Here is a 26,362-nt window from a genome sequence, read left to right as displayed (position 1 = left end):
CCGCATCGCGCAACCCCGCGCAACGTTACGGCAGCAGCTTCAGCGCGGACGATGCGACCGACGGCACCGAAATGCCCTGGCTCGTCGCGAACTGCACGGCCTGGCTGAGCGTCGTCGCGAGCGACTGCAACTGGCCCGGCGCGCTTTGCGCGATATACGACGCAGCCTGCATGTTCTGCGGATTCAGGCCCGACTGCAACAGCGACGCCGCGCTCGTCGAACCGAGATTGCCGAGCCCGGACTGCAGCTGCGAATACTGCGTGAGCCCCTGCCCGAGCGACGCGAGCCCGTTGCTGAACGCCTGCTTGTCGATCGGCCCGTGCGTCGCGCCACCGCTCGCGAACGCCTGGCCGAGCGCCTGCGACACCGATTGCTGCGCGCCGCCCATCTGCGACAGCGCGGCCGGCGTCAGCGCATTGCCGCCGGTCAGCTGGCTCGCGGCTTGCTGCGCCTGCCCGGCCGCACCGCTGAGCCCCATCGCCGACGCGAGCGACGACTGGCCGGTCAGCACCTGCTGGTTCGCGCCGACATAGGCCTGCAGCAATTGCGCGACACCGCCCTGCGCGGGCGCCGCCTGCTGCTGCCCGCCACCGAGCAGCGATGCGCCGATCGACTGCAGGTCAAACTGCGCATGCGCGGCGCCGCTTGCCAGGATGCCGAACGCGATGCCTGCCGTGACCAGGTGCCGGCCCGTCGCGCGAATCTGCTTCATGTGTTTTCCTCGTGCCTGAATTGTTGAGGCCGATATTGTCGAAGCGCGCCGCTTGCGGCCGCAACGACTGAAACACATCGAAACGAAATCACGCGGCACGGCCGCTTGCAATTCCGCGACCGGCGTACGTGTTCGGGCGGATTCGTCCGCGTTTACCGGGCGATTTCCATGCGTGTGCCGGCATTCGTTCCTGCTCCGCATCAATGGTGGCGGCGCCGCGTTACGCAGCCATCCACCCCGGCAACCGCCCCCCGACGAGGTCAGCCGCCTGCTCGTAACCACGCGCGAGCTGCAGCACGGCGAGATCGGCACGCGGGCGCCCGATCAGCTGCATCCCCATCGGCAGCCCCGCGTCGTTGAAGCCGACCGGCACGCTGATCACCGGGCAGCCGGCCAGCGTCCAAGGCACGACCGTTTCCATCCAGCGGTGGTAGGTATCCATCGGGCGACCCGCGATTTCCTTCGGCCAGCGCTGGTCGACGTCGAACGGGAACACCTGCGCGGTCGGCGCCGCGATGAAGTCGTAGCGGTCGAAGAAGCTCAGCACGGCCTGATGCCATGCGGTGCGCTCGACGCTCGCGTCGAACACGGCCGCGCCCTGCATCGCGAGCAGCCCTTCGACCTCGTAGATCGCCTCGGGCTTCAGCAGCGCGCGCCGCGCCGGGTCGCGATAGTGCGCCAGCAGCCCGCCGCCGGACAGCAGGTGCCGGTGTGCGAGCCACAGGCGCCAGATCCGGTCGGGCGCGAACGCCGGCAGCGCGGCATCGACGTCGCAGCCGATCTCGCGCAGCGTCGCCAACCCCTGTTCGCACAGCGCGAGCACGCCAGCTTCGGTCGCGAGATAGCCGTTCCAGTCGCCGACCCACGCGATGCGCTTGCCGCGCAGGTCAGTGTCGAGCGGCTGCGCGAACACGGCCGGATCCTCCGCGAGCGACAGCGGATCGTTGCGGTCGTAGCCGGCCTGGATCGCGAGCAGTTGCGCGACGTCGCCGACCGTGCGGCCCATCGGCCCTTCGATGCCGAGCTGCTGCACGAACACGTCGACGCCCGGCCAGCGCGGCACGCGGCCCTGCGACGGGCGGAAGCCGTAGATGTTGCAGAACGCGGCCGGATTGCGCAGCGAACCGCCGAAATCGCTGCCGTCGGCCACCGGCAACATCCGCGACGCGAGCGCCGCCGCCGTGCCGCCGCTGCTGCCGCCCGCGCTCTTCGTCAGGTCGTACGGGTTGCGCGTCGCGCCATAGACTTCGTTGAACGTGTGCGAGCCGAGCCCGAATTCGGGCGTGTTGGTCTTGCCGATGAAGATCGCGCCGGCCGCGCGCATCCGCCCAACACCCACGGAATCGGCGTGCGGCACGTTCTCACGGAAAATCGGCGAGCCGTAGGTCGTCCGCAGCCCCTTCGTCATCGCCAGATCCTTCGGCGCCTGCGGCATCCCGTGCATCCAGCCGTGGTACTCGCCGCGCGCCAGCGCGGCATCCTTTTCCGCGGCTTCCGCGAGCAGCACGTCGCGATCGCGCAGCGCGACGATCGCGTTGACCGCCCCGTTCACGCGTTCGACGTGATCGAGATACGCGCGCATCGTCTCGACGCACGACACGGCCTTGCTGCGGATCGCCGACGCGAGCTCGCCCGCCGACAGGCGCACGATCGGATCGACGGGGATGGAAGCGGGAGCGAGAAGCTGCGGGGCGCCGTGCGGCATGCGGAGTCTCCTGGAATCGGAATGGAATGGCGGGCCGCATGGCGGCAGTCGCTCCCGAACCGGCCGGGAGCGGCCGCGCCGCGGCCGATGCACTACTCTACGCGACGCCGGATCGGCAACCTTCGATATTTTCCGCCGCGATTCATTGCGGTTCCGACTGAATCGGGGCGGCCGGCCACGCGTCGCGCGCGCCGCCCCGGCCGATGAAATCGTTTATGCGCATAAACTTAAATTTCTTATATTTCAATTAGGCGCGGCACGGCGCGGTGCGCATTGACGACATTTTTACGCGGCCGCCCGTTCTCTTTAGATCGTTCGGCCCGGCGGCGCGCTACGCTGGAATCATCTCGATTCCTGGACAACGTTCATGCTCAAGCTGCTGGTTCCGGTCGGCCACTCTCCCCGCTCGCTTCAGGCGGTTCGCCACGCGACCTTCCTGTATCGCGAACGGTGCGCGTCGGAGATCGTGCTGATCAATGTCCAGGCACCGCTCGAATCCACGCGGCTCGAGGCCTACCATCCGCTGTCGCGGCTGCGTTCGATCGAGGAGAAGTTCGCGTCCGACGATCTGGCCATGGCCGAGCGGATCCTACGGGAGGCCGGCGTCAAGTACAGCGTCGTGATGAAGGTGGGCCCGGTGGCCGATACGATCGCGGCCGTCGCGGCGGAGACGGGGTGCGACGAAATCGTGGTCGTCGCGCCGCGGCACGATCCGTTGCATACGCTGTTGTCGGTGTTCCGCCGCAGCGTGATGAGCCGGCTGGTGCGGATTTCGAATGTGCCGGTCACGGCCGTGCAATGACGGCGATGACGCGCGGCGATACGGCAACGGCCCGTTCGTTGACGGGCCTCAGGTTTGCAACGCGCGGTGCGACACGTGTGCACGTTGCCGCTCACACGCGCACCGGCGTTCCCACGGCGCTTAGTCGATGACCTTGCGCCAGAACACGAAATAGGCGGCAGCCGAAGACGCAACGAGCAGGATGGCCCACATCGGGGCGAGGCTGATCAGGACAGAAGAGACGTTAAGCATTTGGATTCCTCACTATTTCGATAGCGATGTTCAACACGCACCTGCTTGCCGGAACCGATGCATTCCTCCGCGATCGCGTTCCGTCAAATCATGCATTCATGCTATCGCTTTGAATGGCCGCGCGGCCGGCCCCTCCCGCCCGTACCCTGACATTCGTCAAACTCCTGCGAATCGCGTACCTGTCACGCTGAAAACCGTCGCGCGCATGCCTCGCCGCCCGTCCGGTTTCACCTGCCGGCCGCATGGAAGGCGCGCCCTCGCTCCGCACACGACACCCGAAAAACGGGACAGGATCCCCCCTTCCGCCCCATATTTCAGCAGACGTTTACCGGGGGAACCCCCAAGTGCTTCGTCAAACGGGTCCGCGTTACGCTTGAGCAACGAGGAGACGAACCATGAGACGAGCCGTACATATCGCTGTTTTCGCGCTGCTGGCGTATCTCATTGGCGATCGCGCGATCCTGCATGCGCAGGGCCGCGACACCAGCCCGCTTGCGTGCGAACAAGGTGCCGCGCAGGTGAAGGTCGACGCGCTCGGCCGCGGCTTCGGCGCAGCGGCCGCCGGCAGCCAGAGCGAAGCCTTCATGTCGGGCTGCCTGGTGACGGGGCGCGGCAACCAGGACGTCGCGCTGGCGAACCGCTGACGGGTGTCCGTTGACGCTCCGGTCGCGCTCGGGTCACGACGGCTGAACCGGAGCCGCGCCCGCCAGCCTCAATTCCCGCTGTTGACGGTCATTGTCTCGATCGATGTCGCGACGGATGTCACGGTCCGGACGCCGTTCACGCTGAACGTCTGCTCGCGGTCCGACTCGTCGCGGGGAAGACGCATCGACAACGGGTTTCCGGCAGTCGACACGCACGCTCGGGTCGACGCGCGATCGGCCTCCAGCGCCGGATCGCCCATCCATTGCCCGGCCGGCGGAACCGCCGGGAGAACCGACGCGCACAGCCGCTGCCATCGGCGACAGCCTGTTTGATTTCCGCTACAGTGGCCTGCCCGGCATCCGGCCGGCGCGTCGAGACCCGCTTCATCGCCAACGACAACCCACCCAAAGATGAGCCATCCGCACACCGAGTTGATCCAGCGCTTCTACACGGCGTTCCAGCAGCGCGACATCGACGCGATGCTCGCCTGCTATGCCGATGACGTCGTCTTCAGCGATCCCGCATTCGGCGAGCTGCGCGGCGACCTCGCACGCGACATGTGGCGCATGCTGGTTGCGCGTGCGCAGGATTTTTCATTGACGTTCGGCGACGTCGACGCGGATCAACAAGCCGGGCGCGCCGAGTGGATCGCCCATTACCGCTTCACGGCGACCAACCGGATGGTGGTGAACCGGATCGACGCGCGGTTCCGGTTTCGCGACGGACGCATCGTCGAGCATCGCGACAGCTTCGACCTGTGGCGCTGGGCGCGTCAGGCGCTTGGGCTGAAAGGCGCCCTGCTCGGCTGGACGCCTTTCGTGCAACGCGCGATCCGCACGCAGGCGCGCAAGAATCTCGACGCGTATCGCGCCAAGCGGAAATAGCACACACCGTCATGGCTTCATCGTCGCGTTGATCAGGTCGTCGGCCATGTCCGGCCGAATGCCGTCCGGGTTCTTGAGACCGTTCTCGCGGTACCAGCTTTCGTCGGCTTCGGGATGCGGGCCGACGAGCCCGACGCGCCCCTTGCCGTAGCGATAGGTCGCGGCCGCGATATCGCGGTTCGGATAGGTCGCCAGCACGACCGCGCCGGGAGCGGCCGGGAGCATCGCGCCGTCCTGGAAGTAGATCCAGCGCTTTTTCCCGCGCCATACCACCGGCGTCACCGTGTCCGCGATACCGTGGAGCGTCGAGCCCGGCCGGTCGACCTCGGAGTCGAACTCGCCGGCGACCAGCCCGAAACCCGGATCGCCCGCCAGGTAGGCGCCCATGCAGATGCCCAGGTAGCGCCCGCCATTCGACACGTAATGCCGCACGGCCTTGAGCGAATGCTTCCCGATGCTGGCCGCCGCACCGGGGATGTCCTGCCCGCCGCCCGGCTGGACATAGAGCGCGGCGCCGGCCAGCACGGCGGGCGTGATCTTGAGTTTTTCCGCCGGCCCGACGTAGATCACGCGAAACTTGTGGCCGGATTCACGCAGGCGCTGCGCAATCGTCTCGGGGCAGCCATCGCATGCGGCCGGGCCGCGATAGACCAGTGCGACGGGACGGCTGGCGGAGCCACGCGCTTCGTCGTCGGCCGTGGCCGCATGAACGACCGACGCCGCGACGAGGGACACCACCACGAAAATCGATTCTCTGGCTCGCATGTGTTTGATCGACGGGATTTGAGGGCTCGCGGCCGTTCAGGACGGGGCAACCGGCACGTGCCGATGCTCGCCCCGTTTTTTGAAACCTGATTGAAAGTCGCGTGAAACAGAGCGTAGGTGCCCGGAAGCGGCCTGTGTGTAACGTTTCTTGCGTGCTTGTGCAGATATATGCGCCGCCAACAACCACGCTCCCGGGGCTTCGTTACCGGTAGCGCCTCTCGCCCGCCGAGGCGTCGAACGGTTCGTGTCGGTTCACATGACGGCAACCAAAGCCGACGACGGAGGCACCCGACGCGAACGGACACGCCCGGATCGCACCGCGCCTCCCGACCACGGTCAGAACCGCCCGGAACACCTTGCCCGCATCGGCACCCAGGCGAACCTCCCAAACACGCCCCAACAGACCGACTCCCCCATTCCACCGCGCTTTCCCGCTTCCCGTCGATCAACTCTTATATAAGACATAAGACATTTGACGTTAAAGAGCATTGAGATTAGAATCCCGCTCAAAGCAGTGCCTGGAACAGCCCCGGAGTGCCGGCAAGGCCTTCCCCTCAAACGCAATATCAGCAGGTCTCCCCATGCTTGAAAACTTTCGTGCTCACGTGGCCGCCCGCGCCGCGCTCGGTATTCCTCCCCTGCCGCTGACGGCTCAGCAGACCGCCGAACTGGTGGAACTGCTGACGAACCCGCCCGCCGGCGAAGAGCAGACGCTGCTCGACCTGATCACCCATCGCGTGCCTGCCGGCGTCGACGAAGCCGCCCGCGTGAAGGCCGGCTTCCTGGCCGCCGTGGCCAAGGGCGAGACCGCCTGCCCGCTGATTTCGCGCGAACGCGCGACCGAACTGCTCGGCACGATGCTGGGCGGCTACAACATCCAGCCGCTGATCGAGCTGCTGTCCGATGAAGCCGTCGCTGCCGTGGCCGCCGACGCACTGAAGAAAACCCTGCTGATGTTCGACCAGTTCCATGACGTCAAGGAACTCGCCGACAAGGGCAACGTGCACGCGAAGGCCGTGCTGCAAAGCTGGGCCGACGCCGAATGGTTCACGAGCCGTCCGGAAGTGCCGCAAAGCCTGACCATCACCGTGTTCAAGGTGACGGGCGAAACCAACACCGACGACCTGTCGCCGGCCCCGGACGCCACCACCCGCCCGGACATCCCGATGCACGCACTGGCGATGCTGAAGAACGCACGCCCGGGCATCACGCCGGAAGAAGACGGCAAGCGCGGCCCGGTCAAGTTCATCGAATCGCTGAAGGAAAAGGGTCACCTGGTCGCCTACGTGGGCGACGTGGTCGGCACCGGCTCCTCGCGCAAGTCGGCCACCAACTCGGTGCTGTGGTTCACGGGCGAAGACATCCCGTTCGTGCCGAACAAGCGCTTCGGCGGCGTGTGCCTCGGCAGCAAGATCGCCCCGATCTTCTACAACACGATGGAAGATGCCGGCGCGCTGCCGATCGAGCTCGACGTGTCGCAGATGGAAATGGGCGACGTGGTCGAACTGCGTCCGTACGAAGGCAAGGCGCTGAAGGACGGCAACGTGATCGCCGAATTCCAGGTCAAGTCCGACGTGCTGTTCGACGAAGTGCGCGCCGGCGGCCGCATTCCGCTGATCATCGGCCGCGGCCTGACCGCGAAGGCACGTGAAGCGCTGGGCCTCGCGCCGTCGACGCTGTTCCGCCTGCCGCACCAGCCGGCCGACAGCGGCAAGGGCTTCTCGCTCGCGCAGAAGATGGTCGGCCGTGCATGCGGTCTGCCGGAAGGCCAGGGCGTGCGCCCGGGCACGTACTGCGAACCGAAGATGACCTCGGTCGGCTCGCAGGACACCACGGGCCCGATGACCCGCGACGAACTGAAGGATCTGGCCTGCCTCGGCTTCTCGGCCGACCTCGTGATGCAGTCGTTCTGCCACACCGCCGCTTATCCGAAGCCGGTCGACGTGAAGACGCACCAGACGCTGCCGAACTTCATCAGCACGCGCGGCGGTATCGCGCTGCGCCCGGGCGACGGCGTGATCCACTCGTGGCTGAACCGCATGCTGCTGCCCGACACCGTCGGCACCGGCGGCGATTCGCACACGCGCTTCCCGATCGGCATCAGCTTCCCGGCAGGTTCGGGCCTGGTCGCGTTCGCGGCCGCCACCGGCACGATGCCGCTGGACATGCCGGAATCGGTGCTGGTCCGCTTCAAGGGCAAGATGCAGCCTGGCGTCACGCTGCGTGACCTCGTCAACGCGATCCCGCTGTACGCGATCAAGCAAGGCATGCTGACGGTCGCCAAGCAAGGCAAGAAGAACATCTTCTCGGGCCGTATCCTCGAAATCGAAGGCCTGCCCGACCTGAAGGTCGAGCAAGCATTCGAGCTGTCGGATGCGTCGGCAGAGCGTTCGGCAGCCGGTTGCTCGGTGCACCTGAACAAGGAACCGATCATCGAATACCTGAACAGCAACATCACGCTGCTGAAGTGGATGATCGCGCAGGGCTACCAGGATCCGCGCAGCCTGCAGCGCCGTATCGAGGCGATGGAGCAGTGGCTGGCCGACCCGCAACTGCTGTCGCCGGATGCCGACGCCGAGTACGCGGCCGTCATCGAGATCGACCTCGCCGACATCCACGAGCCGATCGTCGCATGCCCGAACGACCCGGACGACGTGAAGACGCTGTCGGACGTCGCAGGCGCGAAGATCGACGAAGTGTTCATCGGCTCGTGCATGACCAACATCGGTCACTTCCGTGCCGCGTCGAAGCTGCTCGAAGGCAAGCGCGACATCCCGGTCAAGCTGTGGGTCGCGCCGCCGACCAAGATGGACCAGAAGCAGCTGACCGAAGAAGGCCACTACGGCGTGTTCGGTACGGCCGGCGCGCGTACCGAAATGCCGGGCTGCTCGCTGTGCATGGGTAACCAGGCTCAGGTGCGCGAAGGCGCGACGGTCATGTCGACGTCGACCCGCAACTTCCCGAACCGTCTCGGCAAGAACACGAACGTGTACCTCGGCTCGGCGGAACTGGCAGCGATCTGCTCGCGTCTGGGCAAGATCCCGACCAAGGAAGAGTACATGGCCGACATGGGCGTGCTCAGCGCGAACGGCGACCAGATCTACAAGTACATGAACTTCGACCAGATCGAAGACTTCAAGGAAGTGGCCGACACCGTGCAGCTGTAAGCACGCGGAGCGAGCCGCGGCGGGTAGTTGACGTCGCAGCGCCACGCAATGGCGTCGCAGGCTGAATGCCCGCGGCGCCATTTTTTTATCCGGCGCCGGGTGGCCGTGCCGGCCCGGTCAGTCGTAAAGCGCGAAAATCCGCTCGGCCACCTCGAACGGCAAGCCTTCGTCGTACCCTTCCTCGTCGAGATCGACATACTCGCGGCCGTCGGTCGGCTTCAGCATCAGCGCCGGCACCGGCCGCGCGACCGGGACGTCGGGGTAGTCGTTCGGGCCCGCACCGTCGAAGTCATGCGGATCGAACCAGATCCCGTGATCGGCGTAATAGCCTTCCGCGTAACGCTGCTCGACTTCGCGCACCAGCCGGAACGTGTCCAGTTGATACGACGCGTCGCCCAGGTCGCTTTCGTTCGCGTACTGCACGAACCACGCGGCGCCGAGATTCCAGTAGATCAGCAGCGCGGTGGCGCGATCGATGTTGCGGTTGTCGAGCAGCCAGCGCAGCGCGCGGCCGTTGCCATCGTAATTGGAGCGCGCGGCGAACCGGTGCCATTGCTCGGGCGTCGCGCCCTCGAGCCAGGTGCGCACGATATCCCACGCCTTTTGTTCGATTTCGGAATCATCCATGGATGGCGGCCTCGCGGAATGGTGAATGGCGGAACAGCGTCGAATGACCGGCGATTCTAACGCCGCTTCGCGACCGTCACGCGCCCTCGCCGCCCGGTTCGCGGCGGATCACCAGTTCGTTGAAGCCGGTGTGCGGGTCGGGTTCGCGCGCAAAGCGATGCGCGGGCAGCACGGCCAGCAGGATCTCGGCGGTCGTGCGCACCACGCAGCCGCTGGCCACATGGCCGCCCGACACGCGGCCGACCACATCGGAAACGGACATGTGCAGGTGCGCGCCATCCGGCGATACCGAGCCGGCCAGCGTCAGGATTTCGAGGTCGCCGCGCAACTCGGTCGGCACATCGGCCCCGGCAAAGCGCAATTGCGCGACGCTCAGGCTGCCGATGCCCTGGATCACGAATGCCGCATGCGCGTCGTGCTGACGCAATGCATGCTCGATCGACGCGCGCAGGTCGTCGCCGGGGGAAAGACGCAGAGGGTGGGCTTGCATGGTCGAGCACCTGCCGATGGAGGGTGGTGTCGACCAAGAGTACGTTCGCGCCGTGAATCCGGCAAGTCACCCGCGCTCGGGAACACGGCGCGCCCGCATCGCCGCGGGCCCCGGCATCAAACGGTAAAGCGCTCGCTCGCGAACTGCGCATCCGGCACGCGTGCCGCCGTCGCCACGTCCCGCACCGCCTGAACGAGCGGCGGCGGCCCGCATACGTAGATGTCCGGCGACGCATCGCTCTGCGCGAACGCCGTACGCAACGCGTCGACCGGCGTCCCACTCAACCCGGCCCACTCCCCGCCAGGCCGCCAGACGCACAGATCGACGCGCAACTGCGGCAGGTCGGCCTGCAATCGCGCGAGTTCATCCAGCATGAACAGTTCGCTTTCCTGATTGACGCCGAAGAACAGCCGCGCGTCGGCCATCTCCTGGAATTCAGCCATGCGCCGCAGCATCGACAGGATCGGCGCGAGCCCGGTGCCGCCCGCGACGAACCAGCGCGGCCGCAGGCTGTCCGCGAACAGCCCGAAGCCGCCCATCGGCACGCGCACGGTCAGCGGATCGCCTGGCCGCGCACGCTCGCGCAGGTACGTCGAGAACCAGCCGCCCGGCCGCAGCCGGATCAGGAACTCGAGGCGGCCGTCCCAATTGCTCGTGTTCGCGAGCGAATACGGGCGACGCACCCCGCTGCCCGGCACCTCGAGTTCCGCGAACTGGCCCGGTTCGAACTCCGCGGCCGAGCCGAACGCGTCGTCGGGCTCGACCTGCAGCTCGACGCGCATCGTGTCGGCCGCGATCGTCTCGAGCGCCGCGATCCGCGCGGTACGCACGGGCACCGGATGCAGCAGCACCTTGGTCCGGTCGTACGGCGCGGCGACCCGCAGATCGCCGCGCGGCCGGGTCCGGCACAGCAGGACCGCGCCGCGCTGGCCAGCCGGCAACACACCGGCGCTGTCGGGCGGCATCTCGTACGCGCCGTCGACGACGGTCGCCTGGCATGCGCCGCAGCTGCCGCGCCGGCATTGCGACGGCAGCGTGATATCGGCGTCGGCTGCGGCCGTGAGCAGATCCTGCTCGCCGTCGCAGCCGAAGCCGAAGCGCTCGCCGTCGCGTGTCGTGATCTCGATGCGATAAGTCATCGAACGATCCCGCTCAAGCGGCGTGGCGCGCCAGCGACGCGGCCAGGTCGGCGCCGGCGTCGCCGATCGGCTGGATGCCGAACTGCTCGACCAGCACCGCCAGCACGCCCGGCGTCACGAAGGCCGGCAGCGTCGGCCCGAGGCGGATGTTGCGCAGGCCGAGTGCGAGCAGCGTCAGCAGCACGGCCGCCGCCTTTTGCTCGAACCACGAGATCACGAGCGACAGCGGCAAGTCGTTCACGCCGCATTCGAACGCATCGGCGAGCGCCGTCGCGATCCGGATCGCCGAATAGCTGTCGTTGCACTGCCCGACGTCGAGCAGGCGCGGAATGCCGCCGATGGCGCCGAACGCGTGGCGATTGAACCGGTACTTGTTGCAGCCGAGCGTCATCACGACCGTATCGTCGGGCGCCTGCTCCGCGAACTCGGTGTAGTAGTTGCGGCCCGGCGCCGCGCCGTCGCAGCCGCCGATCAGGAAGAAATGGCGGATCTGTCCGGCCTTGACCGCGTCGATGACCTTGTCGGCCACGCCAAGCACCGCATGCCGGCCGAAACCGACCGTGATCGTTTCCTCCGGCGCCGTGGCCGGGAACCCGGGCAGCGCCTGGGCAGCGCGGATCAGCGTCGAGAAATCGTGATGTTCGAGATGGCGCACGCCCGGCCAGCCGACCGGCCCCGTCGTGAAGATCCGCTGCCGGTATTGCGGCATCGGCTCGATGATGCAGTTGGACGTCATCAGGATCGGCCCGGGGAAATGCGCGAAGTCGCTCTGCTGATCCTGCCATGCGCCGCCGTAGTTGCCGACCAGGTGCGGAAACGCCTTCAGCACCGGATACGCATGGGCCGGCAGCATCTCGCCGTGCGTGTACACGTGGATGCCTGTGCCGGCCGTCTGTTCGAGCAGCGCGTGCAGATCGCCGAGATCGTGGCCCGACACGAGGATTGCCTTGCCCGCCACCGGCGACACGCGCACGGCCGTCGGTTGCTGCGCACCGAAGCGGCCGGTGTTCGCGCTGTCGAGCAGTTCCATGACCGTGAGGTTCAGCCGGCCGAGGTCGAGTGCCTGCGTGAGCAGCGCGTTGACGTCGTCGGGGTCGCGCGCGAGAAACGCAAGCGCGGCCTCGATTCCTTCGTAGATGTCGTCGCGCTCGTAGCCGAGCACCCGCGCATGGTGCGCATACGCGCACACGCCCTTCAGCCCGTACAGCACCAGCGCGCGCAGGCCGACGATGTCCGCGCCCACCTTGTCGAGCCCGTTGTCCACGCCGACGCTCGCGGCCTGCTCCAGCAGCCCGGCCAGATCGTTCGCCGGCTGCCACATCGCCGGCCCGTGCTGCGCCGGGACGACCGTGCCCGCCGCCCGCGCGCTCGCGTCACATGCGGCCTTCACGCGGTCGCGCATCTGCGCAGCTTCACGTAGCAACGCAACGAAACGGGCCGCATGGAAGTTCACGTTGGTCAGCGTCGTGAACATCGCATACAGCACGAACCGGTCGGCGTCGCGATCGGGTGCGCCCATCGCTCGCGCGATCGCGCCGTATTGCGCAATGCCCTTCACCGCATGGACCAGCAGGTCCTGCAGGTCCGCCGTCGTTGCATCCTTGCCGCAGTTGCCTTTCGCCGATGCGCAGCCGGGCCGTGCGCCGGTCCGGTCGGTCTGTTCGCATTGATAGCAAAACACGGTGCTCTCCTTTCTCGATCATGGGGGCGCGGGTCGGCGCGATCGGCGGCGGAACGCAGGTTCCTGGCCGCCGGGCATCCCGCCCGCTTCAAGATGCGTTGTTCATGCATCTTTTTTCATGATGTTTCGGCACGCGTTTCGCAACCGTGATGCAGATCAAGAAACCGGACGCACCCGGGTGAGGCAACTTGTCGCTACGACTGCCCGCCGGCTTCGGTGGCGCGTTCGCTTTCGTTGTCGGCATCGGCGCCTTCGATGCCCCAGTCGCCGTATCGATACCAGTCGTCGCCGAGCAATTCGCTCGGGTGCTGGGTACGGCTGGAGCCGTTGCCGCAGCGCATCGCGTGCGTCGGGCAGTAGTTGTCGCACCCCCAGCAGATCCGCTCCGGATGCACGGGATGCAGCGGAAATTTCTTGGCCATGATCGTGTCTTCCCGATGTCGTTTCATCCGCTACGGTTCGACTCTAGTTCACCGGCGCACGCGGGCCATGCGGCATTCGTTCGCACCAACGACACGGCATCGGCTAGGCACGCGCAGGCGATTGGTCTAGTCTGCACGGTATTCCGCGGCGCGAGCCGCCAACCCGACGCCTGCCCGATGACCGACATTCCGAACCGACGATCCCGCCTGCGCGGCGGCCTGCTGGGCCTGCTGATCGGCGACGCGCTGGGCGTGCCGTACGAATTCCACGACGCCGCGTCGATCCCCCCGCCTGCCGAGATCGACATGACGCCGCCGCCCGGCTTTGCGCGCGCCCACGACGGCGTGCCGCCCGGCACCTGGAGCGACGATGGCGCACAGGCGCTCGCGCTGCTCGACGCGCTGTCGGACGACCGCGACCTGAATCTCGACACGTTCGCCCGCAACCTGCAGGACTGGTTTCATCGCGGCGCGTTCACGCCCGATGGACGCGTGTTCGACGTCGGCCTGCAGACGCAGCGTGCGTTGCACGCGCTGGCGGCTGGCGCGGCGCCCGCCGTTGCCGGCCCCCGCGACGAACGCGACAACGGCAACGGCTCGCTGATGCGCTGCTTTCCGGTGGTGATGGTCGCCGAATCGCGCGATGAAGCGATCCGGCTCGCGTGCAAGCAGAGCGTCGTCACACACGGCCACGTGCGCTCGCAGCTGTGCTGTGCGCTCCATGGCCTGACGGCAATGGGCATTCTCGAAGGCCAGCCAGCGCCCGCTGCGGTGCGCGCGGCCGAAGACGAGTTGCTGACGCGCTACGCGGGCACCGCCGACGAGATCGAACTGAAGATCGTGCTCGATGGCCGCTTCGACGCGCCGCAAGGGTCCGGTTACGTGGTCGACAGTTTCTGGTCGTCGATCCATTGCCTGCTGTCGACGAGCAGCTACGAAGACTGCGTAAAGCGCGCGATCGCGCTCGGCAACGACACGGATACGACGGCGGCCATTGCCGGCAGCCTTGCCGGCGCGCTGTACGGCGAGCACGCATTGCCCGATCGATGGGTCGCGGCGCTGCACGGGAAAGAACAGGTCGAGGGCTGGCTCGCGAAACCGTGAGCGCTCGAAGAGAATACGCGGCAAACAGCGGAAGGAGATCGGATGGGGCAGTACGCGGACGCAGACTGGTACAGACAAAGCGTGGCCGAGTACACCGCGCAGTACGGCACGGTTCCGCCACCGTGGGTCATCGCGGCCGATTCGCATCCGTACAGCATGCGATGGCGAATGGGCGGCGGCGAAACGTTCATGATGGTGTTTCAGGAATGGTGGGAACAACATGCGTGGCCGGAACGCGAGCGCGTGACCTACTTCCTGAAGTGGCCGCCTCCGCCACGCTGGATTCCGTGGATGGCCGACGTGATCTGGGATCTCGAACCGTGGGAAGCGGACGGCGAATTCGACTACACGCGCTACTACGCACAGCTCAAGCAGCTGGGATTCGGCGGCACCGCCGACGTGGAAGCCGACATGGAAGACAGCCGCTGGGATTGATACAACCGGGCCATCACCGGCCCGGCCGCATCACGCGTCAAGCATCACGCGCGCCGGTCGCTCGCCAGCAACCCGTACAGCGCGCTGTCCGACACTTCGTCACCGACGATCCAGCGTTCGCGCAGCAACCCTTCCCGCGCGAAGCCGAGCCGTTCGAGCAGCCGCGCCGACGCGACGTTGCGCGGATCGATATCGGCCTCGAGCCGGTTCAGCCGCAGCGTGCCGAACGCGTGATCGATCATGGCCGATGCTGCTTCGCGCATGTAGCCGCCACGCCAGTACTGGCGCCGCAGGCTGAAGCCGATCTCGGCGCGCCGGCATTGCTCGTTCGCATGGAACAACACGCATTCGCCGAGCGCCTCGCCGGTTTCCCGCAGCTCAAGTACGCAGATCAGGTCCTGCCCGCTCGCAGACGTCTTCACGTTGCGCGCGACGCGCTCGATCGCCTGTTCGATGTGCGTCATCGGCGAGAACGAGAAATAGCGCATCGCCTCCGCATCCGACCAGATCTCGAAGAAGGTGTGCGCATCGGCTTCGCGTAGCGGCCGCAGGACGAGGCGGGAGGTATCGAGCGTGACGGGGTCGAACAGGGCCATGGCGACGGTCGGTCTGAAAACGGGATCGTGAATTAGAACACGCGAGCCGCAAGCCAGCCATCTCGTGCATTCGCACACCGCGCCCCACCGCGGCAACCGGATTGCCGCCCAACAAAAAGGCCCGGACATCGCCCGGGCCTCTTCACTCCATCCGCTACCGCCGGCCGCGCTTACGCTTCAAGCGCTTCGAGCACCTTCCCCTTCGTCTCGATCCCGACGAAGTGCACGGTTACGGCCGCGATCAGCGGCACGATGCCGATCAGGTAGAACGCCGGCGCGAGGTTGCCGCCGATGATCGCGTGCGGCACCACCATCGGCGCGACGAACGACGCGATCTTCAGCCATGCGCTGCCGAGCCCGCAGCCCGACGCGCGGATGCTGGTCGGATACTGCTCCGGCGTATAGACGTACGCGGTGATGAACCCCGACGCCATCAACCCGAGCGACAGCGAGCAGAAGATCGACACGACATACACCGACGACGCGTGATAGAAGCCCGCGAACGCCAGCGACAGCGCGCACAGCACGAACGACCACACGATCACCGGCTTGCGGCCGAGCTTGTCGACGAGCAGCGCCGACGCGAGCGACCCGAGCACGCCCATCACCGAGCCGATCACTGCGAGGTTCAGCGCAAGCTGCAGCGGCGCGTGATAGAAGTTCTTGTAGATCGTCGGCAGCCACGTCGACAGCCCGTACTGGATGAACCCGCAGGTCGCCCACAACGTCGCCACCGCGAGCGTACGCTTGCGATACGCGGCGCTGAACAGGTCGCTCATCTTGCGCTTCGGATGCTGGCGCACCATCTCGTCGAACGCGGCCGCCTGCGTGACCGGCGGCAGCTCGCCGCGCACCGACGCTTCAAACGCGCCGACCGCCCGCCCCGCTTCGGCCAGGCGCCCGCGCGACGCGAGCCAGCGCGGCGACTCCGGCACGATGCGCGTCAGCACCAGCGACAGGATCAGCGGCAGCCCGCCGACGAAGTACATGATTTCCCAGCCGAAGCGCGGCACGAGCCACGCGCCGAGCGCCATCGACACGAGCAGGCCGATCGGGAACACGATCTCGTACAGCAGCACGAAGCGGCCGCGGCCATGCGCGCGCGTGATCTCGTTGATGTACGTCGCGGCGACCGGCAGCTCGCCGCCCAGGCCCAGACCCTGCAGGATCCGCAGCAGCACGAAGATCTCGAAGGTCGGTGCGAAGCCGCACGCGATGCTCGTGATGCCGATCACGGCCGAGCTCCACGCGATCGCCTTCACGCGGCCGTGCTTCTCCGCCAGCGCAGGAAACAGGAACGCGCCGATCAGCTGGCCGATCGCGCCGGACGCGATCAGCATGCCGATCTGCGTCGGCGACAGCCCCCATTTGTGAATCAGCAACGGCAGCGTCGCCGCGATCGTGATCACGTCGAAGCCGTCGAAGAACGTCGCGGTGCCGATCAGCACGCGCGCGCGGATCTGCATCGCGTTGGCCGGAAGCCGCTCGAGCCGCGCGATGATCGCGCCGGGCGTGGAGGCGGCAGCTTCCATCGTGGCGCGACCGGCCACGACGTTGTCGAAAGTGCTCATGCGGGGTGTCTCCTGTGTCTCGTCGCCCGGTCAGGCCAGTGTCTTGCTCGTGTCTGCCAGGGCTTCCGTATCCACTGCCCGGCCCTGGTTCATCCACTTGCGCGCGAGCTTCAGCTCACGTGCGTTGTTGACGGCGATGACACCTCTCACATGTCCTTCGCCCACGAAAAACAGCGTCGCGCGTCGTGCGGCAAGATCGCCGCGCACGACGAGCTGCGCATCGGCCGGCAGGTCGCCGAGGATCTGCAGGTTCACGTCGTACTGATCGGACCAGAACCACGGAATCTCCGCGTAGGGCGCATGCACGCCGAGCACGGCCTTCGCCGCCGCGATCGCCTGGTTCTGCGCGTTGGCCCACGATTCGAGCCGCACGCGCCGCTTCAGCCAGCCGTTGTGATGGTTCGCGACGTCGCCGCACGCGAAGATCGCCGGGTCGCTCGTCGCGCCGAATTCGTCGACGACGATGCCGTCGTCGATCGCCAGCCCCGCATCGCTCGCGAGCGACGCGTTCAGCGCGAGGCCGATGCCGGCCACCGCGAAATCGGCGTCGATCGTCGTGCCGTCGGCGAGCGTCGCGCGCACCTTCGATGCATCGTCGGGCTGCGCGTCGAGCGACGCGAGCGCCGCGCCGAGCCGCACGTCGACGCCGTTCGCGCGGTGCAGGTCGAGCAGGAAATCCGACACGATCTGCGGCACCGAGCGGCCGCACAGCCGCGGCGCGCCTTCGACCACGACTGCTTCGACGCCGAGCTTGCGCGCCGTCGCCGCGACTTCGAGGCCGATCCAGCCGCCGCCGATCACGAGCACGCGCTGGCTTGCGCGCAGCTTCTCGCCGAGCGCGGCCGCTTCGTCGAGCGTGCGCAGGTAATGCAGGTTCGGGGTCTTCACGAGCGCGTCCGGCAGACGGCGCGACGTGCCGCCGGTCGCGATCACGAGCCGGTCGTATTCGATCTCGCGGCCGCTTTCGGTTGTCACGACGCGGCGTGCACGGTCGATCGATGCGGCGCGTTCCGGCTGCCATGCTTCGACGTTCAGCGCGTCGAATTCGTCGGGACGCACGACGCGCACGGTTTCGATGTCGGCGTCGCCGGCCAGCACGGCCTTCGACAGCGGCGGGCGCTCGTACGGCAGATGCGGCTCGTCGGCGATCATCACGAGGCGGCCCGCAAAGCCTTCCGCGCGCAGCGTCTTCAGCACCCAGCCGGCGGCCTGGCCGCCACCGATCACGACGACCGTGCCGGGCGCGGCCTGCTCCTGTGCATTCTCTTCGCTCACGATTTGCGCTCCGTCATGAACTTGCCTTCCGGCGCCTTCGCGTTCTTCTGCCGGCGCGTATTACCGTCGAGGCCGCCGTCGACCGCCCATTCGGCAAACACGGTCGGGCCCGGCTCGAATTCGCGCGGCTGCCACTCGGGCGTCAGCACGTCTTCGTCCGCGTAGTACTCGATCAGGCCGCCGGCCGGGTTCTGGAAGTACCAGAAGTACGCGGACGACACCGGGTGACGGCCCGGGCCGAGTTGCGTTTCCCAGCCGCAGCGGTCGATGTGCATGCCGCCGCCGAACACCTCGTGGATGTCGCGCACGGTGAACGCGACGTGGTTCAGGCCACGCTTGCCGTTCGGCAGCGCGAGCAGGAACAGGTCGTGGTGACCGCCGTGCGGCGCGCAGCGCATGAACGCGCCGCGGCCCGGGTAACGGTCGGACGTCTCGAAGCCCAGCAGCTCGTGATAGAACTTTTCCTGCGCGTCGAGGCAGTTCGTGAAGAACACCACGTGCCCGACCTCGACCGGCTCCGCGCGTGCATAGATCGGGCTCGGCTGGTCGACGCGCAGCGTCTGGCCCCACACGTTCGACGGCGAGCCCGTGATGTCGAGTGCGCGCTTGCGCGTGACTTCGATGCGGATCGCCATCCCGTTCGGGTCGATGCAGCCGACCGCATCGTCCTGCGCGTAGTAGCCGGGCTGGCCGGCAAGCTTCGTGCGCAGCGCGTCGAGTTCCTGTTGCGTCGCGACGCCCCACGTGACTTCACGCAGCGTCGGGCCCGCTTCGAACGCCGGCGGCAGCGCCGGATCGTCGGCCTTGACGGCCAGCACGGTGCAGCCGTTCAGCGTCTCGAAGCGTGCGCGCGTGTCGTCGTGCGAGACTTCCTTCATCCCCCAGTCGGCGAAAAAGCGCCGGCAGGTCGCGAGGTCGTCGACGCCGTACGTGATCTGCTCGATTCCCAAAATGCTCATTGCGTCATTCCCCTTCGCTCAGTTCGCCCACGGCAGCGGCGCGTCGTTCAAGCCCCAGTAGAGGCTCTTCTGCTGCATGTACTCGCGGATGCCGAGGCGGCCCTTCTCGCGCCCCATCCCGCTCTCCTTCCAGCCCGAAAACGGCGTGGAGATCGAGAACAGCTTGTACGTGTTGATCCACACGGTGCCCGTTTCGAGCGCACGCGCAATACGCCATGCACGCTTGTAGTCGCGCGTCCAGATGCCGGCCGCCAGGCCGAACACGCTGTCGTTCGCCTGCGCGATCAGCGACGCTTCGTCGTCGAACGGCATCGCGACGAGCACGGGCCCGAAGATTTCTTCCTGGCAGATGCGCGCGCTGTTCGGCAGGCCTTCGAGAATCGTCGGCTGATAGAAGAAGCCGTTCTCGCGCCCGTCGCCCGACGGCCGCTCGCCGCCGCACAGCAGGCGGCCGCCTTCCTCGAGGCCGAGCGCCACGTAGCGCTCCACCGATTCGCGATGCTTCGCGGTGATCAGCGGCCCCATCTGCGTATCGGGACGCGTCGGATCGCCCACGCGCAGCTTGCGTGCGCCCGCGACCAGGCGCTTCATGAATTCGTCGTACACCGAGCGCTGCACGAACAGCCGCGAGCCCGCGATGCACGCTTCGCCCGACGAGCTGAAGATGCCGTACAGCACGCCGTTGACCGCGTGATCGAGATCGGCGTCGTCGCACACGATGGTCGGCGACTTGCCGCCCAGTTCGAGCGACACGGGCATCAGCTTCTCGGCCGCGATGCGCGCGATCCCGCGGCCCACTTCGGTGCCGCCCGTGAACGACACCTTCTTCACCAGCGGATGGCGCACGAGCACGTCGCCGATCACCGAGCCCTTGCCCGGCAGCACGCTCAGCACACCCTTCGGCACGCCGGCTTCCTCGCAGATGCGTGCCAGCGCGAGCGACACGAGCGGCGTGACTTCGGCCGGCTTCAGCACCACCGCATTGCCGCCGGCCAGCGCCGGCGCGAGCTTCTGCGCATCGGACGCGATCGGCGAATTCCACGGCGTGATCGCCGCGATCACGCCGATCGGCTCGTACACGCTCATCGTCAGGTAGTCGCCGCGCGACGGCGTCAGTTCCTCGTCGAGCGTTTCGAGGCACGCCGCGAAATAACGGAACGTGTTCGCGGCGCTGGCCACCAGCACGCGCGTCTCGCCGATCGGCTTGCCGTTGTCGCGGCGCTGCAGGTTCGCGAGCGCTTCGTGGCGCTGCATGATCAGATCGGCGATGCGGTACAGCACCTGCGCGCGCAGATGCGGCTTCAGCCCCGCCCAGTCGGCGCGGCGCCATGCGGCATCGGCCGCCACGACGGCTTCGGCCGCGTCTTCCGCGTTCGCGGTCGACACTTCCATGTTCAGCGACTGGTCGGCCGGATAGATGCTCGCGAAAGGCGCGCCACGGCCGCGCCGCCATTCGCCGCCGATCAGCATGTTGCCGTCGGGTACGAGGCTCGTATCGAAAGGAGTCATGTCACAAGTCCCACAAATCTGTCTCTGCACGTCCGCCCTCGCCGTGGCGCGGGCGGACCTTCAATGGCCCGGTCAGATCACGCAGCGGGCCGCGCGGTTGCGCAGCGCGCGGATCGCGCTGTACGCCGTCAGCGCGGACGTCTTCGGGTTGTCGGGCAGCGGCTTGCCGCTCATTTCCAGCGACATCTCGCCGAATGCGCCGCGCGCGGTGATGCGGTGCACGTTGCGCGCCACGGCCGGATCGGCAATCAGGCGCACGTGCGTCGCGTCGAGGCCGAGGCCCGCGAGCGCGACGGTCGCCGCGACGTTCGCGTTCTTCGGATACAGGCGCGCGGCATCGCGCGCGCTGCCTTCGAAGATCACCTTTTCCTCGGTCATCGTGCGCAGGTCGCACAGTGCCTCGGCGGGCGTGCCGAGCCAGCCGAGCGGCGGCTTGCGGCCCACGTACAGCACTTCGTCGAGGCCGCCCTGCTTCGCGGACGCCAGCGCGTCGATCCCGCCGATCGCGCCGGACAGCAGCGTCACCGTCGCGTCGCCTTCGTCGGCCGCCTGCGCGAGCACGTCGAGCAGCGCGAGATCGGACAGCGCGCCGATCGACGCGACCGCGCAATCGGTGCCGGCCTTCAGCAGCGGCACGACGTGATCGACGAGCGCGCTGTGGCCCGCGCATTCGAGCGCGAACTCCGGGCGGCGGGCGAGCGCGTCGACCGACGACACGACCTCCACCGCGCCGCCCAGCACGCCCTGCACCGCCGCGCGCTGGTGTTCCGGCACGATCACGTGCGCGATGCGCAGCGACGCATCGTGCTCGACCGCGTGGTACACGGCCGCGCCGATCGCACCGAAGCCGATCATCGCGACGTCGACGGGTGCGTGGTGGTTACGCATACTGGCGCTCCGACGGCTCTTCCTTCTTCACCGGCGGGCCTGCGAAATTCGATGCGAACGAGCCGACCGACAGCATGTCGACCTCGACCATCACCGGCCCTGCCTTCGCCATCCCTTCGCGCACGATCGCTTCCGCGTCGTCGAGCGACGTGATCCGGTAGTGCGTGAGGCCGAAGCTCGCGCAGAACTGCGCGAAATCCGGCTGGTGCAGCTGCACGAAGCAGCGGCGGCCACCGTAGTGCGCATCCTGGATGTTGCGGATCACGCCGTAGCACTGGTCGTTCATCAGCACGATCATCACGTTCGCGTTTTCCTGCACGGCCGTGACGAGTTCGCCGACGTTGACCATCAGGCCGCCATCGCCGACCAGGCAGACCGTCTTCGCGGCCGCATCCGCCAGCGCCGCGCCGATGCCCATCTGGATGCCCTGGCCGATGCCGCCGCCGAGCGCATGCACGCCCGAGCGCGGCTCGAAGATCTTCAGCAGGCGGTTGCCCCACGTGCTGTTCGAGATCGTCACGTCGCGCACCCAGTTGTAGTCGCGGCCGACGGCGCCCTGCAGCGTGTCGACGAGCTGCTTGTACGGCCCGAGGCCCTTCGACACGTCGGCCACCGCCTGCTCGCGAGCTGCCGCGAGATCGGCGGCGAATTGCGGATCGACCGACAGGCGGCCTTCGAGCTGGTCGGCCAGCTCGGCCAGCACGCGCTTCGAATCGCCGTGCACGAACAGCTCGTTGCGATAGCCGCGGTTGTCGGCAAGCGCGTCGGCATCGACGCGGAACAGCGGCTGCGGCAGCGCGAGCTTGTACTTCAGCGTTTCGTTGCCGCGCAGGCGCGAGCCGACGACGACGAGCGCATCGCAGGTCTTGTAGAACGCTTCGACGGACGCGTGCACGTTGAACGCGCCGAGCGTCGCCGGGTGATCCTCGGGCAGCACGCCGCGGCCCTGCACGCTCGTCACGACGCCGAAGCCGAGCTTCACGAGGCGTTCGACTTCCTCGCGTGCGTGGCGCGCGCCGCCGCCGAGCCACAGCAGCGGACGGCGCTTGGCCGCCAGTGCGTCGGCGAGCTTCGCGACGCGGGCGGTGTCGTGCTCGCGCACCGCGACGTGTGCCGGCGCGAGGTCTTCCGGCCATTCGATTTCAGCGGCCTGGATGTCGATCGGAATCTCGACCGATACGGGGCCCGTCGGCGCCGTCTGCGCGATGCGCACGGCTTCGCGGATCGTCGGCAGCACGGTTTCGACCGTGCGCACGCGGAACGCGGCCTTCGAGATCGAATGCAGCATCGACAGCTGGTCCGGCGCTTCGTGGATATACGCGAGATCCTGGTCGAGATACGGCGTCTCGATCTGCCCCGTGACGTGCAGCAGCGCGGTGCCGGCCGTCAGCGCCTCGACCATCGCGCCGGCCGCGTTGCCCGCCGCGGTGCCCGTGCTCGTGAACGCGACGCCGAGGCCGCCCGACACGCGGGCCAGGCCGTCGGCCATGTTCAATGCGCCGGCTTCACCGCGTGCGCCGACATACCGGATGTTGCCGCGCGAGTTGATCGCGTCGAGAATCGGCATGTTGTGGATCGAGATGACACCGAATGCGGTCTTCACGCCGCACTGCTCGAGAAAGGCGGCAATCAGCTCGCCAACCGTGGTTTTTTCAGACATGGCGTGCAAAGCCTCCAGAAACGTCGATATGGCTGCCCGTCGTGTAGGACGACAGATGCGTTGCGAGATAAAAGAGTGCCCAGGCGGCCTCGTCAGGCTTGCCGAAGCGGTTCAGCGGAATGTTCTTCGTGCGGGCGAGCGCGCCCGTCCAGTCCTCCCAGCTTTCGCCGGACTGCGCCTGCGTTTCGTAACGGCGGCGCCACTGGCCCGACTCGACGATGCCGATCAGGATCGAGTTCACGCGGATGCGCTGCGGCGCGAGTTCGGTCGCGAGCGACTTCACGAGGCTCAGCACGCCCGCGCGCGCCGATGACGTCGCGACCATGTGCGGCTCCGGCTGCAGCGCGAGCAGCGAGTTCACGCAGGTGATCGTCGGCGCCTGCGCGTCGCGCAGCAGCGGCAGGAACGCGCGGGTCGGGCGGATGATGCTGAAATACTTCAGTTCGAGCTCTTCGCGCCACGCATCGTCGGTCGTGTCGGCGAAGGTCGACACGCGGCCCTGGCCGGCGTTGTTGACCAGCATGTCGGCACGACCGAAGCGTGTCGAAACCGCTTGCGCGAACGCGGCGACGTCCTGCTCGTCGAGCACGTTGCAGCGTGCGGCGAGCAGTTGCGCGCCCGGGTATTTTTCAGCGAGCATCGCTTCGGCGCGTGCGAGGCGCTCGCCGTCGCGGCCGCAAATCGCGACCGATGCGCCCGCCTGCAGGAACCGTTCGGCGGTCGCGAGGCCGATGCCGGACGAACCGCCCGTCACCACCGCCACCTGCCCGGTCAGATCGATCTGAATCATCGCAGTCCTAAAGCTTTGAGAAACGTGTGCTCGTCATCCGAGCGGTAATTGAGCCGCCGCGACAGTTCCGCCGCCGCGCGCTGCACCTTGTCGATCAGCCCGTCCGCGATCAGCGCCGCGTCGATTTCCGGCCTCGGCACCGTCACCGTGATGCACGCGACGATCCTCTGCGTCTCGTTGCGCACCGGCGCCGTGACCACCGAGATGCCGCGCTCGAACGACGAGTTGCTGACGCCGTAACCGCGCAACGCATCCTCGCGGATCACTTCGTACAGTGCGTCGACCGTTTCCGGCGTCGCGCTCGTCATCCGGCTCAGCACGCCTTCCGGATACAGCGCATGCAGTTCCTTCAACGACAGGTCGCCCATCAGCACGTGGCCGTGCGTCGTCGCATGCGCGGGCAAGCGCGTGCCGACGTTCACGCGGATCGAGCTGAACACCGGCGCCTGGCTCTGCGCCTTCGCGACGAACACCACGTCGCGGCCGTCGCGGATCACGATGTGCGTCGTGAAGCCGGTCGCATCGCGCAGGCTTTCGATCACGGGCAGGCCGAGATCGGTCAGCTCCAGCGAGCTCAGGTATTCGAAGCCGAGCCGCAGCACGGCGATGCCGAGCTTGTAGTTGCGATCCTTGTCCGCGCGCTCGAGGAAACCGAGCGATTCGAGCGTCTGCAGCAGACGGAACACCGTCGTGCGCGGAATGCCGAGCCGCTTCGACAGTTCGGGCGCGCCGAGCACGGGCTCGCGCGGCGAGAATTCAGCGAGAATCCGCAGCCCGCGTTCGAGGCCGGGTACCACGTAGCTGGCTTCGGCCTTGCCGTTTTCGGAATCGGGTTGTTGCAGCGGTTCGTTCATGCCAGTCCCCGCTGTTGGTCGCACTGACGGCAGAACGTGTCGATCAGTGCGGAATAAACGGCCGGTGCTTCGACATAGCCGGCATGACCGGCTTGCGGAATCACCTGCAACCCGACGTGCGCGGCCGCGGCGATCCGCTCGCACGCGGCGGGCGGCGTGATCGCGTCGTTCGCGCCGACGGCCACGGCCGTGCGACCGCGAAAACCGGCGAGATCCGTTGCGAGATCGGCGTTCGCGAGCAGATGCGTGGCCTGCGCGTAGCCGGCCGGCACGATGCGCGCCATGTTCCAGCGCACCCATGCACGCGCATCCTCGTTCGCGAAACCGGACAGCATGTTGCCGCTGCGCTGCTCGGCAAGCCCGGCCGGGCCGAGTTCGGCAAGCATCGCGAGCCGCGCGTCGCGGCGCGATTCGCGTGTTTCGGCCGGTGCGCTGCCGTAGCCGCCCGCGGGCGACACCAGCAGCAGGCCGGCGATCCGCGCGGGCATCACGCGGGCGAGACCGCCCGCGATGATCGCGCCGAGCGAATGACCGACCAGCACGCAGCGTTCGATGCCGAGTGCCTCGAGCCACGCGTTCAGCGATGCCGCGTAATCGGCGGCGGCCGGCGACGCGCCGTGCACCGGCGTCGACACGCCGTAACCGGGCGCATCCCACGCGAGCACGCGCCGCGATGCACCGAGCGTGTCGAGCTGGCGGACCCACGATGCGGCGCCCGAGCCGATGCCGTGCAGCAGCACGACCGGCAACGCACGGCCCGCATGCTGCGCGCCGGCCTCGCGATAACCGATCGTGCCCGCCGCGCCGGCCGCGCAACGCTGTTCGGGAAACTGCCCGAGCAGCGCGGCGAACGCCGCGGTGCGGTCGCGTTCACGTTTGTCGATGACACTCATTGCTTCACCCGCTCCGTCTCAACGCTTGATCTTCGCGAGCGGCGAATCGGGCGGATACGTCGGCGTGATCGGCTTCGGCGAACCGAGCATCACGCACATCAGCGCATCTTCCTCGCCGATGTTGATTTCCGTGCGATACACGCCCGGCGGCACCGAGATCAGGTCGCGCTCGCCGAGGATCGCTTCCCACGTCTCGCCATCACGCTCGCAGATCACCTTCATCTTGCCGCGCAGCACGAAGAAGATTTCCTCGACGTCCATGTGGATGTGGCTCGGGCCGATGTTGCCGGCCGGGATGACCATCGTCGAGAACGTGAAGCCGCCGGCCGGCACCGTGTTGACGTCCTTCGCGACACCCGTGCCGCCCGTGCCGACGTAGCGCATCTGCGCGCGGCGGTACTTCGGGTCGTAGTCGGCCTGGAACTTCAGTGCGTCCCAGTCGTAGCGACGGGTCGCATAGCGCGCCACGCGCCCTTCCATCCAGTCGTTGAAGCTTGCGCCTTCCGGCTGGTCCCACGACTTGCGTTCGAGATCGGCGTCCGCCATCGTCCTCTCCTT

General features: G+C 67.5%; 25 protein-coding genes. 6 read left to right on the top strand and 19 right to left on the bottom strand.

Going from position 1 to position 26,362, the window contains the following annotated elements:
- Window positions 1–25 precede the first annotated feature (25 nt).
- Together BDI24065_RS08010 and BDI24065_RS08005 are read right to left on the bottom strand one after the other, a co-directional pair.
- Window positions 26–712, bottom strand: a complete 687-nt coding sequence (locus tag BDI24065_RS08010; protein ID WP_175030758.1) for a hypothetical protein — start codon at window positions 710–712, stop codon at window positions 26–28.
- A 220-nt stretch (window positions 713–932) separates the two neighbouring features.
- Complete coding sequence (locus BDI24065_RS08005; RefSeq protein WP_175030757.1) at window positions 933–2,417, bottom strand: amidase; 1,485 nt, start codon at window positions 2,415–2,417, stop codon at window positions 933–935.
- 367 nt (window positions 2,418–2,784) lie between these two features.
- Between BDI24065_RS08005 and BDI24065_RS08000 the strand changes: the two genes are divergently transcribed.
- The 3 genes from BDI24065_RS08000 to BDI24065_RS07990 all read left to right on the top strand — a co-directional run bounded on the left by BDI24065_RS08000 (window position 2,785) and on the right by BDI24065_RS07990 (window position 4,979).
- Complete coding sequence (locus BDI24065_RS08000; protein ID WP_175030756.1) at window positions 2,785–3,219, top strand: universal stress protein; 435 nt, start codon at window positions 2,785–2,787, stop codon at window positions 3,217–3,219.
- 626 nt (window positions 3,220–3,845) lie between these two features.
- Window positions 3,846–4,094, top strand: a complete 249-nt coding sequence (locus BDI24065_RS07995; RefSeq protein ID WP_175030755.1) for an adhesin — start codon at window positions 3,846–3,848, stop codon at window positions 4,092–4,094.
- 411 nt (window positions 4,095–4,505) lie between these two features.
- On the top strand, window positions 4,506–4,979 hold the full coding sequence (locus BDI24065_RS07990) for a nuclear transport factor 2 family protein (RefSeq protein WP_175030754.1): 474 nt from the start codon (window positions 4,506–4,508) through the stop codon (window positions 4,977–4,979).
- Between the two features lie 9 nt (window positions 4,980–4,988).
- Here the strand turns inward: BDI24065_RS07990 and BDI24065_RS07985 are convergent, their stop codons facing one another.
- Window positions 4,989–5,744, bottom strand: a complete 756-nt coding sequence (locus BDI24065_RS07985; protein WP_175030753.1) for a BPL-N domain-containing protein — start codon at window positions 5,742–5,744, stop codon at window positions 4,989–4,991.
- A gap of 581 nt (window positions 5,745–6,325) precedes the next feature.
- Here BDI24065_RS07985 and acnB point away from each other — a divergent pair.
- Window positions 6,326–8,911 (top strand): bifunctional aconitate hydratase 2/2-methylisocitrate dehydratase, encoded by a 2,586-nt coding sequence (acnB, locus tag BDI24065_RS07980; RefSeq protein WP_175030752.1) that lies wholly within the window; start codon window positions 6,326–6,328, stop codon window positions 8,909–8,911.
- Window positions 8,912–9,028: 117 nt separating this feature from the next.
- Here the strand turns inward: acnB and BDI24065_RS07975 are convergent, their stop codons facing one another.
- The 5 genes from BDI24065_RS07975 to BDI24065_RS07955 form a co-directional block, all read right to left on the bottom strand.
- On the bottom strand, window positions 9,029–9,538 hold the full coding sequence (locus BDI24065_RS07975; protein WP_175030751.1) for a DUF4274 domain-containing protein: 510 nt from the start codon (window positions 9,536–9,538) through the stop codon (window positions 9,029–9,031).
- Between the two features lie 76 nt (window positions 9,539–9,614).
- The gene (locus BDI24065_RS07970; protein ID WP_175030750.1) at window positions 9,615–10,028 is read right to left on the bottom strand and encodes a PPC domain-containing DNA-binding protein; all 414 of its coding nucleotides are present in this window, start codon (window positions 10,026–10,028) and stop codon (window positions 9,615–9,617) included.
- 116 nt (window positions 10,029–10,144) lie between these two features.
- Window positions 10,145–11,167, bottom strand: a complete 1,023-nt coding sequence (locus BDI24065_RS07965; RefSeq protein ID WP_175030749.1) for an FAD-binding oxidoreductase — start codon at window positions 11,165–11,167, stop codon at window positions 10,145–10,147.
- Window positions 11,168–11,180: 13 nt separating this feature from the next.
- Window positions 11,181–12,848 carry a hydroxylamine reductase gene (gene hcp / locus BDI24065_RS07960; RefSeq protein WP_175030748.1) on the bottom strand — a complete coding sequence of 556 codons (1,668 nt, stop codon included), beginning with the start codon at window positions 12,846–12,848 and terminating at the stop codon, window positions 11,181–11,183.
- Window positions 12,849–13,042: 194 nt separating this feature from the next.
- A complete protein-coding gene (locus tag BDI24065_RS07955; RefSeq protein WP_011354727.1) occupies window positions 13,043–13,270 on the bottom strand; it encodes a DUF3079 domain-containing protein in 228 nt (75 codons plus the stop codon).
- A gap of 177 nt (window positions 13,271–13,447) precedes the next feature.
- On the opposite strand from BDI24065_RS07955, the gene BDI24065_RS07950 reads away from it, so the two are divergent.
- Window positions 13,448–14,374 carry an ADP-ribosylglycohydrolase family protein gene (locus tag BDI24065_RS07950; protein ID WP_175030747.1) on the top strand — a complete coding sequence of 309 codons (927 nt, stop codon included), beginning with the start codon at window positions 13,448–13,450 and terminating at the stop codon, window positions 14,372–14,374.
- A gap of 42 nt (window positions 14,375–14,416) precedes the next feature.
- On the top strand, window positions 14,417–14,809 hold the full coding sequence (locus BDI24065_RS07945) for a hypothetical protein (protein WP_175030746.1): 393 nt from the start codon (window positions 14,417–14,419) through the stop codon (window positions 14,807–14,809).
- Between the two features lie 44 nt (window positions 14,810–14,853).
- Here the strand turns inward: BDI24065_RS07945 and BDI24065_RS07940 are convergent, their stop codons facing one another.
- From BDI24065_RS07940 to BDI24065_RS07890, 11 genes are all read right to left on the bottom strand, one after another.
- Complete coding sequence (locus tag BDI24065_RS07940; RefSeq protein ID WP_175030745.1) at window positions 14,854–15,405, bottom strand: GNAT family N-acetyltransferase; 552 nt, start codon at window positions 15,403–15,405, stop codon at window positions 14,854–14,856.
- Between the two features lie 170 nt (window positions 15,406–15,575).
- Entirely contained in the window at window positions 15,576–16,976 is a 1,401-nt protein-coding gene (locus BDI24065_RS07935) for an MFS transporter (protein WP_175030744.1), read from the bottom strand.
- 30 nt (window positions 16,977–17,006) lie between these two features.
- Window positions 17,007–18,251: an NAD(P)/FAD-dependent oxidoreductase gene (locus tag BDI24065_RS07930; protein ID WP_175030743.1), complete on the bottom strand. Its 1,245-nt coding sequence runs from the start codon at window positions 18,249–18,251 to the stop codon at window positions 17,007–17,009.
- Window positions 18,248–19,210: a VOC family protein gene (locus BDI24065_RS07925; protein WP_175030742.1), complete on the bottom strand. Its 963-nt coding sequence runs from the start codon at window positions 19,208–19,210 to the stop codon at window positions 18,248–18,250. Before BDI24065_RS07925 ends, BDI24065_RS07930 begins: the two co-directional genes overlap by 4 nt.
- Window positions 19,211–19,228: 18 nt before the next feature.
- Window positions 19,229–20,719 carry an aldehyde dehydrogenase gene (locus BDI24065_RS07920; protein WP_175030741.1) on the bottom strand — a complete coding sequence of 497 codons (1,491 nt, stop codon included), beginning with the start codon at window positions 20,717–20,719 and terminating at the stop codon, window positions 19,229–19,231.
- Window positions 20,720–20,791: 72 nt separating this feature from the next.
- Window positions 20,792–21,607: an aspartate dehydrogenase gene (locus BDI24065_RS07915; protein ID WP_175030740.1), complete on the bottom strand. Its 816-nt coding sequence runs from the start codon at window positions 21,605–21,607 to the stop codon at window positions 20,792–20,794.
- Entirely contained in the window at window positions 21,600–23,267 is a 1,668-nt protein-coding gene (locus BDI24065_RS07910) for a thiamine pyrophosphate-binding protein (protein ID WP_175030739.1), read from the bottom strand. The genes BDI24065_RS07915 and BDI24065_RS07910 overlap by 8 nt, the downstream gene beginning before the upstream one ends.
- Window positions 23,260–24,057 carry an SDR family oxidoreductase gene (locus BDI24065_RS07905; protein ID WP_175030738.1) on the bottom strand — a complete coding sequence of 266 codons (798 nt, stop codon included), beginning with the start codon at window positions 24,055–24,057 and terminating at the stop codon, window positions 23,260–23,262. Before BDI24065_RS07905 ends, BDI24065_RS07910 begins: the two co-directional genes overlap by 8 nt.
- Window positions 24,054–24,911 (bottom strand): IclR family transcriptional regulator, encoded by an 858-nt coding sequence (locus BDI24065_RS07900; RefSeq protein WP_175030737.1) that lies wholly within the window; start codon window positions 24,909–24,911, stop codon window positions 24,054–24,056. The genes BDI24065_RS07905 and BDI24065_RS07900 overlap by 4 nt, the downstream gene beginning before the upstream one ends.
- Window positions 24,908–25,804 (bottom strand): alpha/beta fold hydrolase, encoded by an 897-nt coding sequence (locus BDI24065_RS07895; RefSeq protein WP_175030736.1) that lies wholly within the window; start codon window positions 25,802–25,804, stop codon window positions 24,908–24,910. Before BDI24065_RS07895 ends, BDI24065_RS07900 begins: the two co-directional genes overlap by 4 nt.
- 18 nt (window positions 25,805–25,822) lie before the next feature.
- Window positions 25,823–26,350, bottom strand: a complete 528-nt coding sequence (locus tag BDI24065_RS07890) for a cupin domain-containing protein (RefSeq protein WP_043177345.1) — start codon at window positions 26,348–26,350, stop codon at window positions 25,823–25,825.
- Between the last annotated feature and the right edge of the window lie 12 nt (window positions 26,351–26,362).

Source organism: Burkholderia lata (genome assembly GCF_902499025.1).
Classification (GTDB): domain Bacteria; phylum Pseudomonadota; class Gammaproteobacteria; order Burkholderiales; family Burkholderiaceae; genus Burkholderia; species Burkholderia lata_C.
Note: the sequence above shows the minus strand (reverse complement) of the source record. Positions and strands in the feature narration are given on the sequence as shown.

Bases quoted from the DNA above. Each gene is read 5' to 3' on its own strand.
- BDI24065_RS08000 (WP_175030756.1), top strand. From the start codon at position 2,785: ATGCTCAAGCTGCTGGTTCCGGTCGGCCACTCTCCCCGCTCGCTTCAG.
- BDI24065_RS07890 (WP_043177345.1), bottom strand. From the start codon at position 26,350: ATGGCGGACGCCGATCTCGAACGCAAGTCGTGGGACCAGCCGGAAGGC.
- BDI24065_RS08005 (WP_175030757.1), bottom strand. From the start codon at position 2,417: ATGCCGCACGGCGCCCCGCAGCTTCTCGCTCCCGCTTCCATCCCCGTC.
- BDI24065_RS07995 (WP_175030755.1), top strand. From the start codon at position 3,846: ATGAGACGAGCCGTACATATCGCTGTTTTCGCGCTGCTGGCGTATCTC.
- BDI24065_RS07905 (WP_175030738.1), bottom strand. From the start codon at position 24,057: ATGATTCAGATCGATCTGACCGGGCAGGTGGCGGTGGTGACGGGCGGT.
- BDI24065_RS07900 (WP_175030737.1), bottom strand. From the start codon at position 24,911: ATGAACGAACCGCTGCAACAACCCGATTCCGAAAACGGCAAGGCCGAA.
- acnB (WP_175030752.1), top strand. From the start codon at position 6,326: ATGCTTGAAAACTTTCGTGCTCACGTGGCCGCCCGCGCCGCGCTCGGT.
- BDI24065_RS07920 (WP_175030741.1), bottom strand. From the start codon at position 20,719: ATGACTCCTTTCGATACGAGCCTCGTACCCGACGGCAACATGCTGATC.
- BDI24065_RS07925 (WP_175030742.1), bottom strand. From the start codon at position 19,210: ATGAGCATTTTGGGAATCGAGCAGATCACGTACGGCGTCGACGACCTC.
- BDI24065_RS07985 (WP_175030753.1), bottom strand. From the start codon at position 5,744: ATGCGAGCCAGAGAATCGATTTTCGTGGTGGTGTCCCTCGTCGCGGCG.
- BDI24065_RS07955 (WP_011354727.1), bottom strand. From the start codon at position 13,270: ATGGCCAAGAAATTTCCGCTGCATCCCGTGCATCCGGAGCGGATCTGC.
- BDI24065_RS07965 (WP_175030749.1), bottom strand. From the start codon at position 11,167: ATGACTTATCGCATCGAGATCACGACACGCGACGGCGAGCGCTTCGGC.
- BDI24065_RS08010 (WP_175030758.1), bottom strand. From the start codon at position 712: ATGAAGCAGATTCGCGCGACGGGCCGGCACCTGGTCACGGCAGGCATC.
- BDI24065_RS07950 (WP_175030747.1), top strand. From the start codon at position 13,448: ATGACCGACATTCCGAACCGACGATCCCGCCTGCGCGGCGGCCTGCTG.
- BDI24065_RS07990 (WP_175030754.1), top strand. From the start codon at position 4,506: ATGAGCCATCCGCACACCGAGTTGATCCAGCGCTTCTACACGGCGTTC.
- BDI24065_RS07935 (WP_175030744.1), bottom strand. From the start codon at position 16,976: ATGAGCACTTTCGACAACGTCGTGGCCGGTCGCGCCACGATGGAAGCT.
- BDI24065_RS07975 (WP_175030751.1), bottom strand. From the start codon at position 9,538: ATGGATGATTCCGAAATCGAACAAAAGGCGTGGGATATCGTGCGCACC.
- BDI24065_RS07915 (WP_175030740.1), bottom strand. From the start codon at position 21,607: ATGCGTAACCACCACGCACCCGTCGACGTCGCGATGATCGGCTTCGGT.
- BDI24065_RS07970 (WP_175030750.1), bottom strand. From the start codon at position 10,028: ATGCAAGCCCACCCTCTGCGTCTTTCCCCCGGCGACGACCTGCGCGCG.
- BDI24065_RS07940 (WP_175030745.1), bottom strand. From the start codon at position 15,405: ATGGCCCTGTTCGACCCCGTCACGCTCGATACCTCCCGCCTCGTCCTG.
- BDI24065_RS07945 (WP_175030746.1), top strand. From the start codon at position 14,417: ATGGGGCAGTACGCGGACGCAGACTGGTACAGACAAAGCGTGGCCGAG.
- BDI24065_RS07895 (WP_175030736.1), bottom strand. From the start codon at position 25,804: ATGAGTGTCATCGACAAACGTGAACGCGACCGCACCGCGGCGTTCGCC.
- BDI24065_RS07910 (WP_175030739.1), bottom strand. From the start codon at position 23,267: ATGTCTGAAAAAACCACGGTTGGCGAGCTGATTGCCGCCTTTCTCGAG.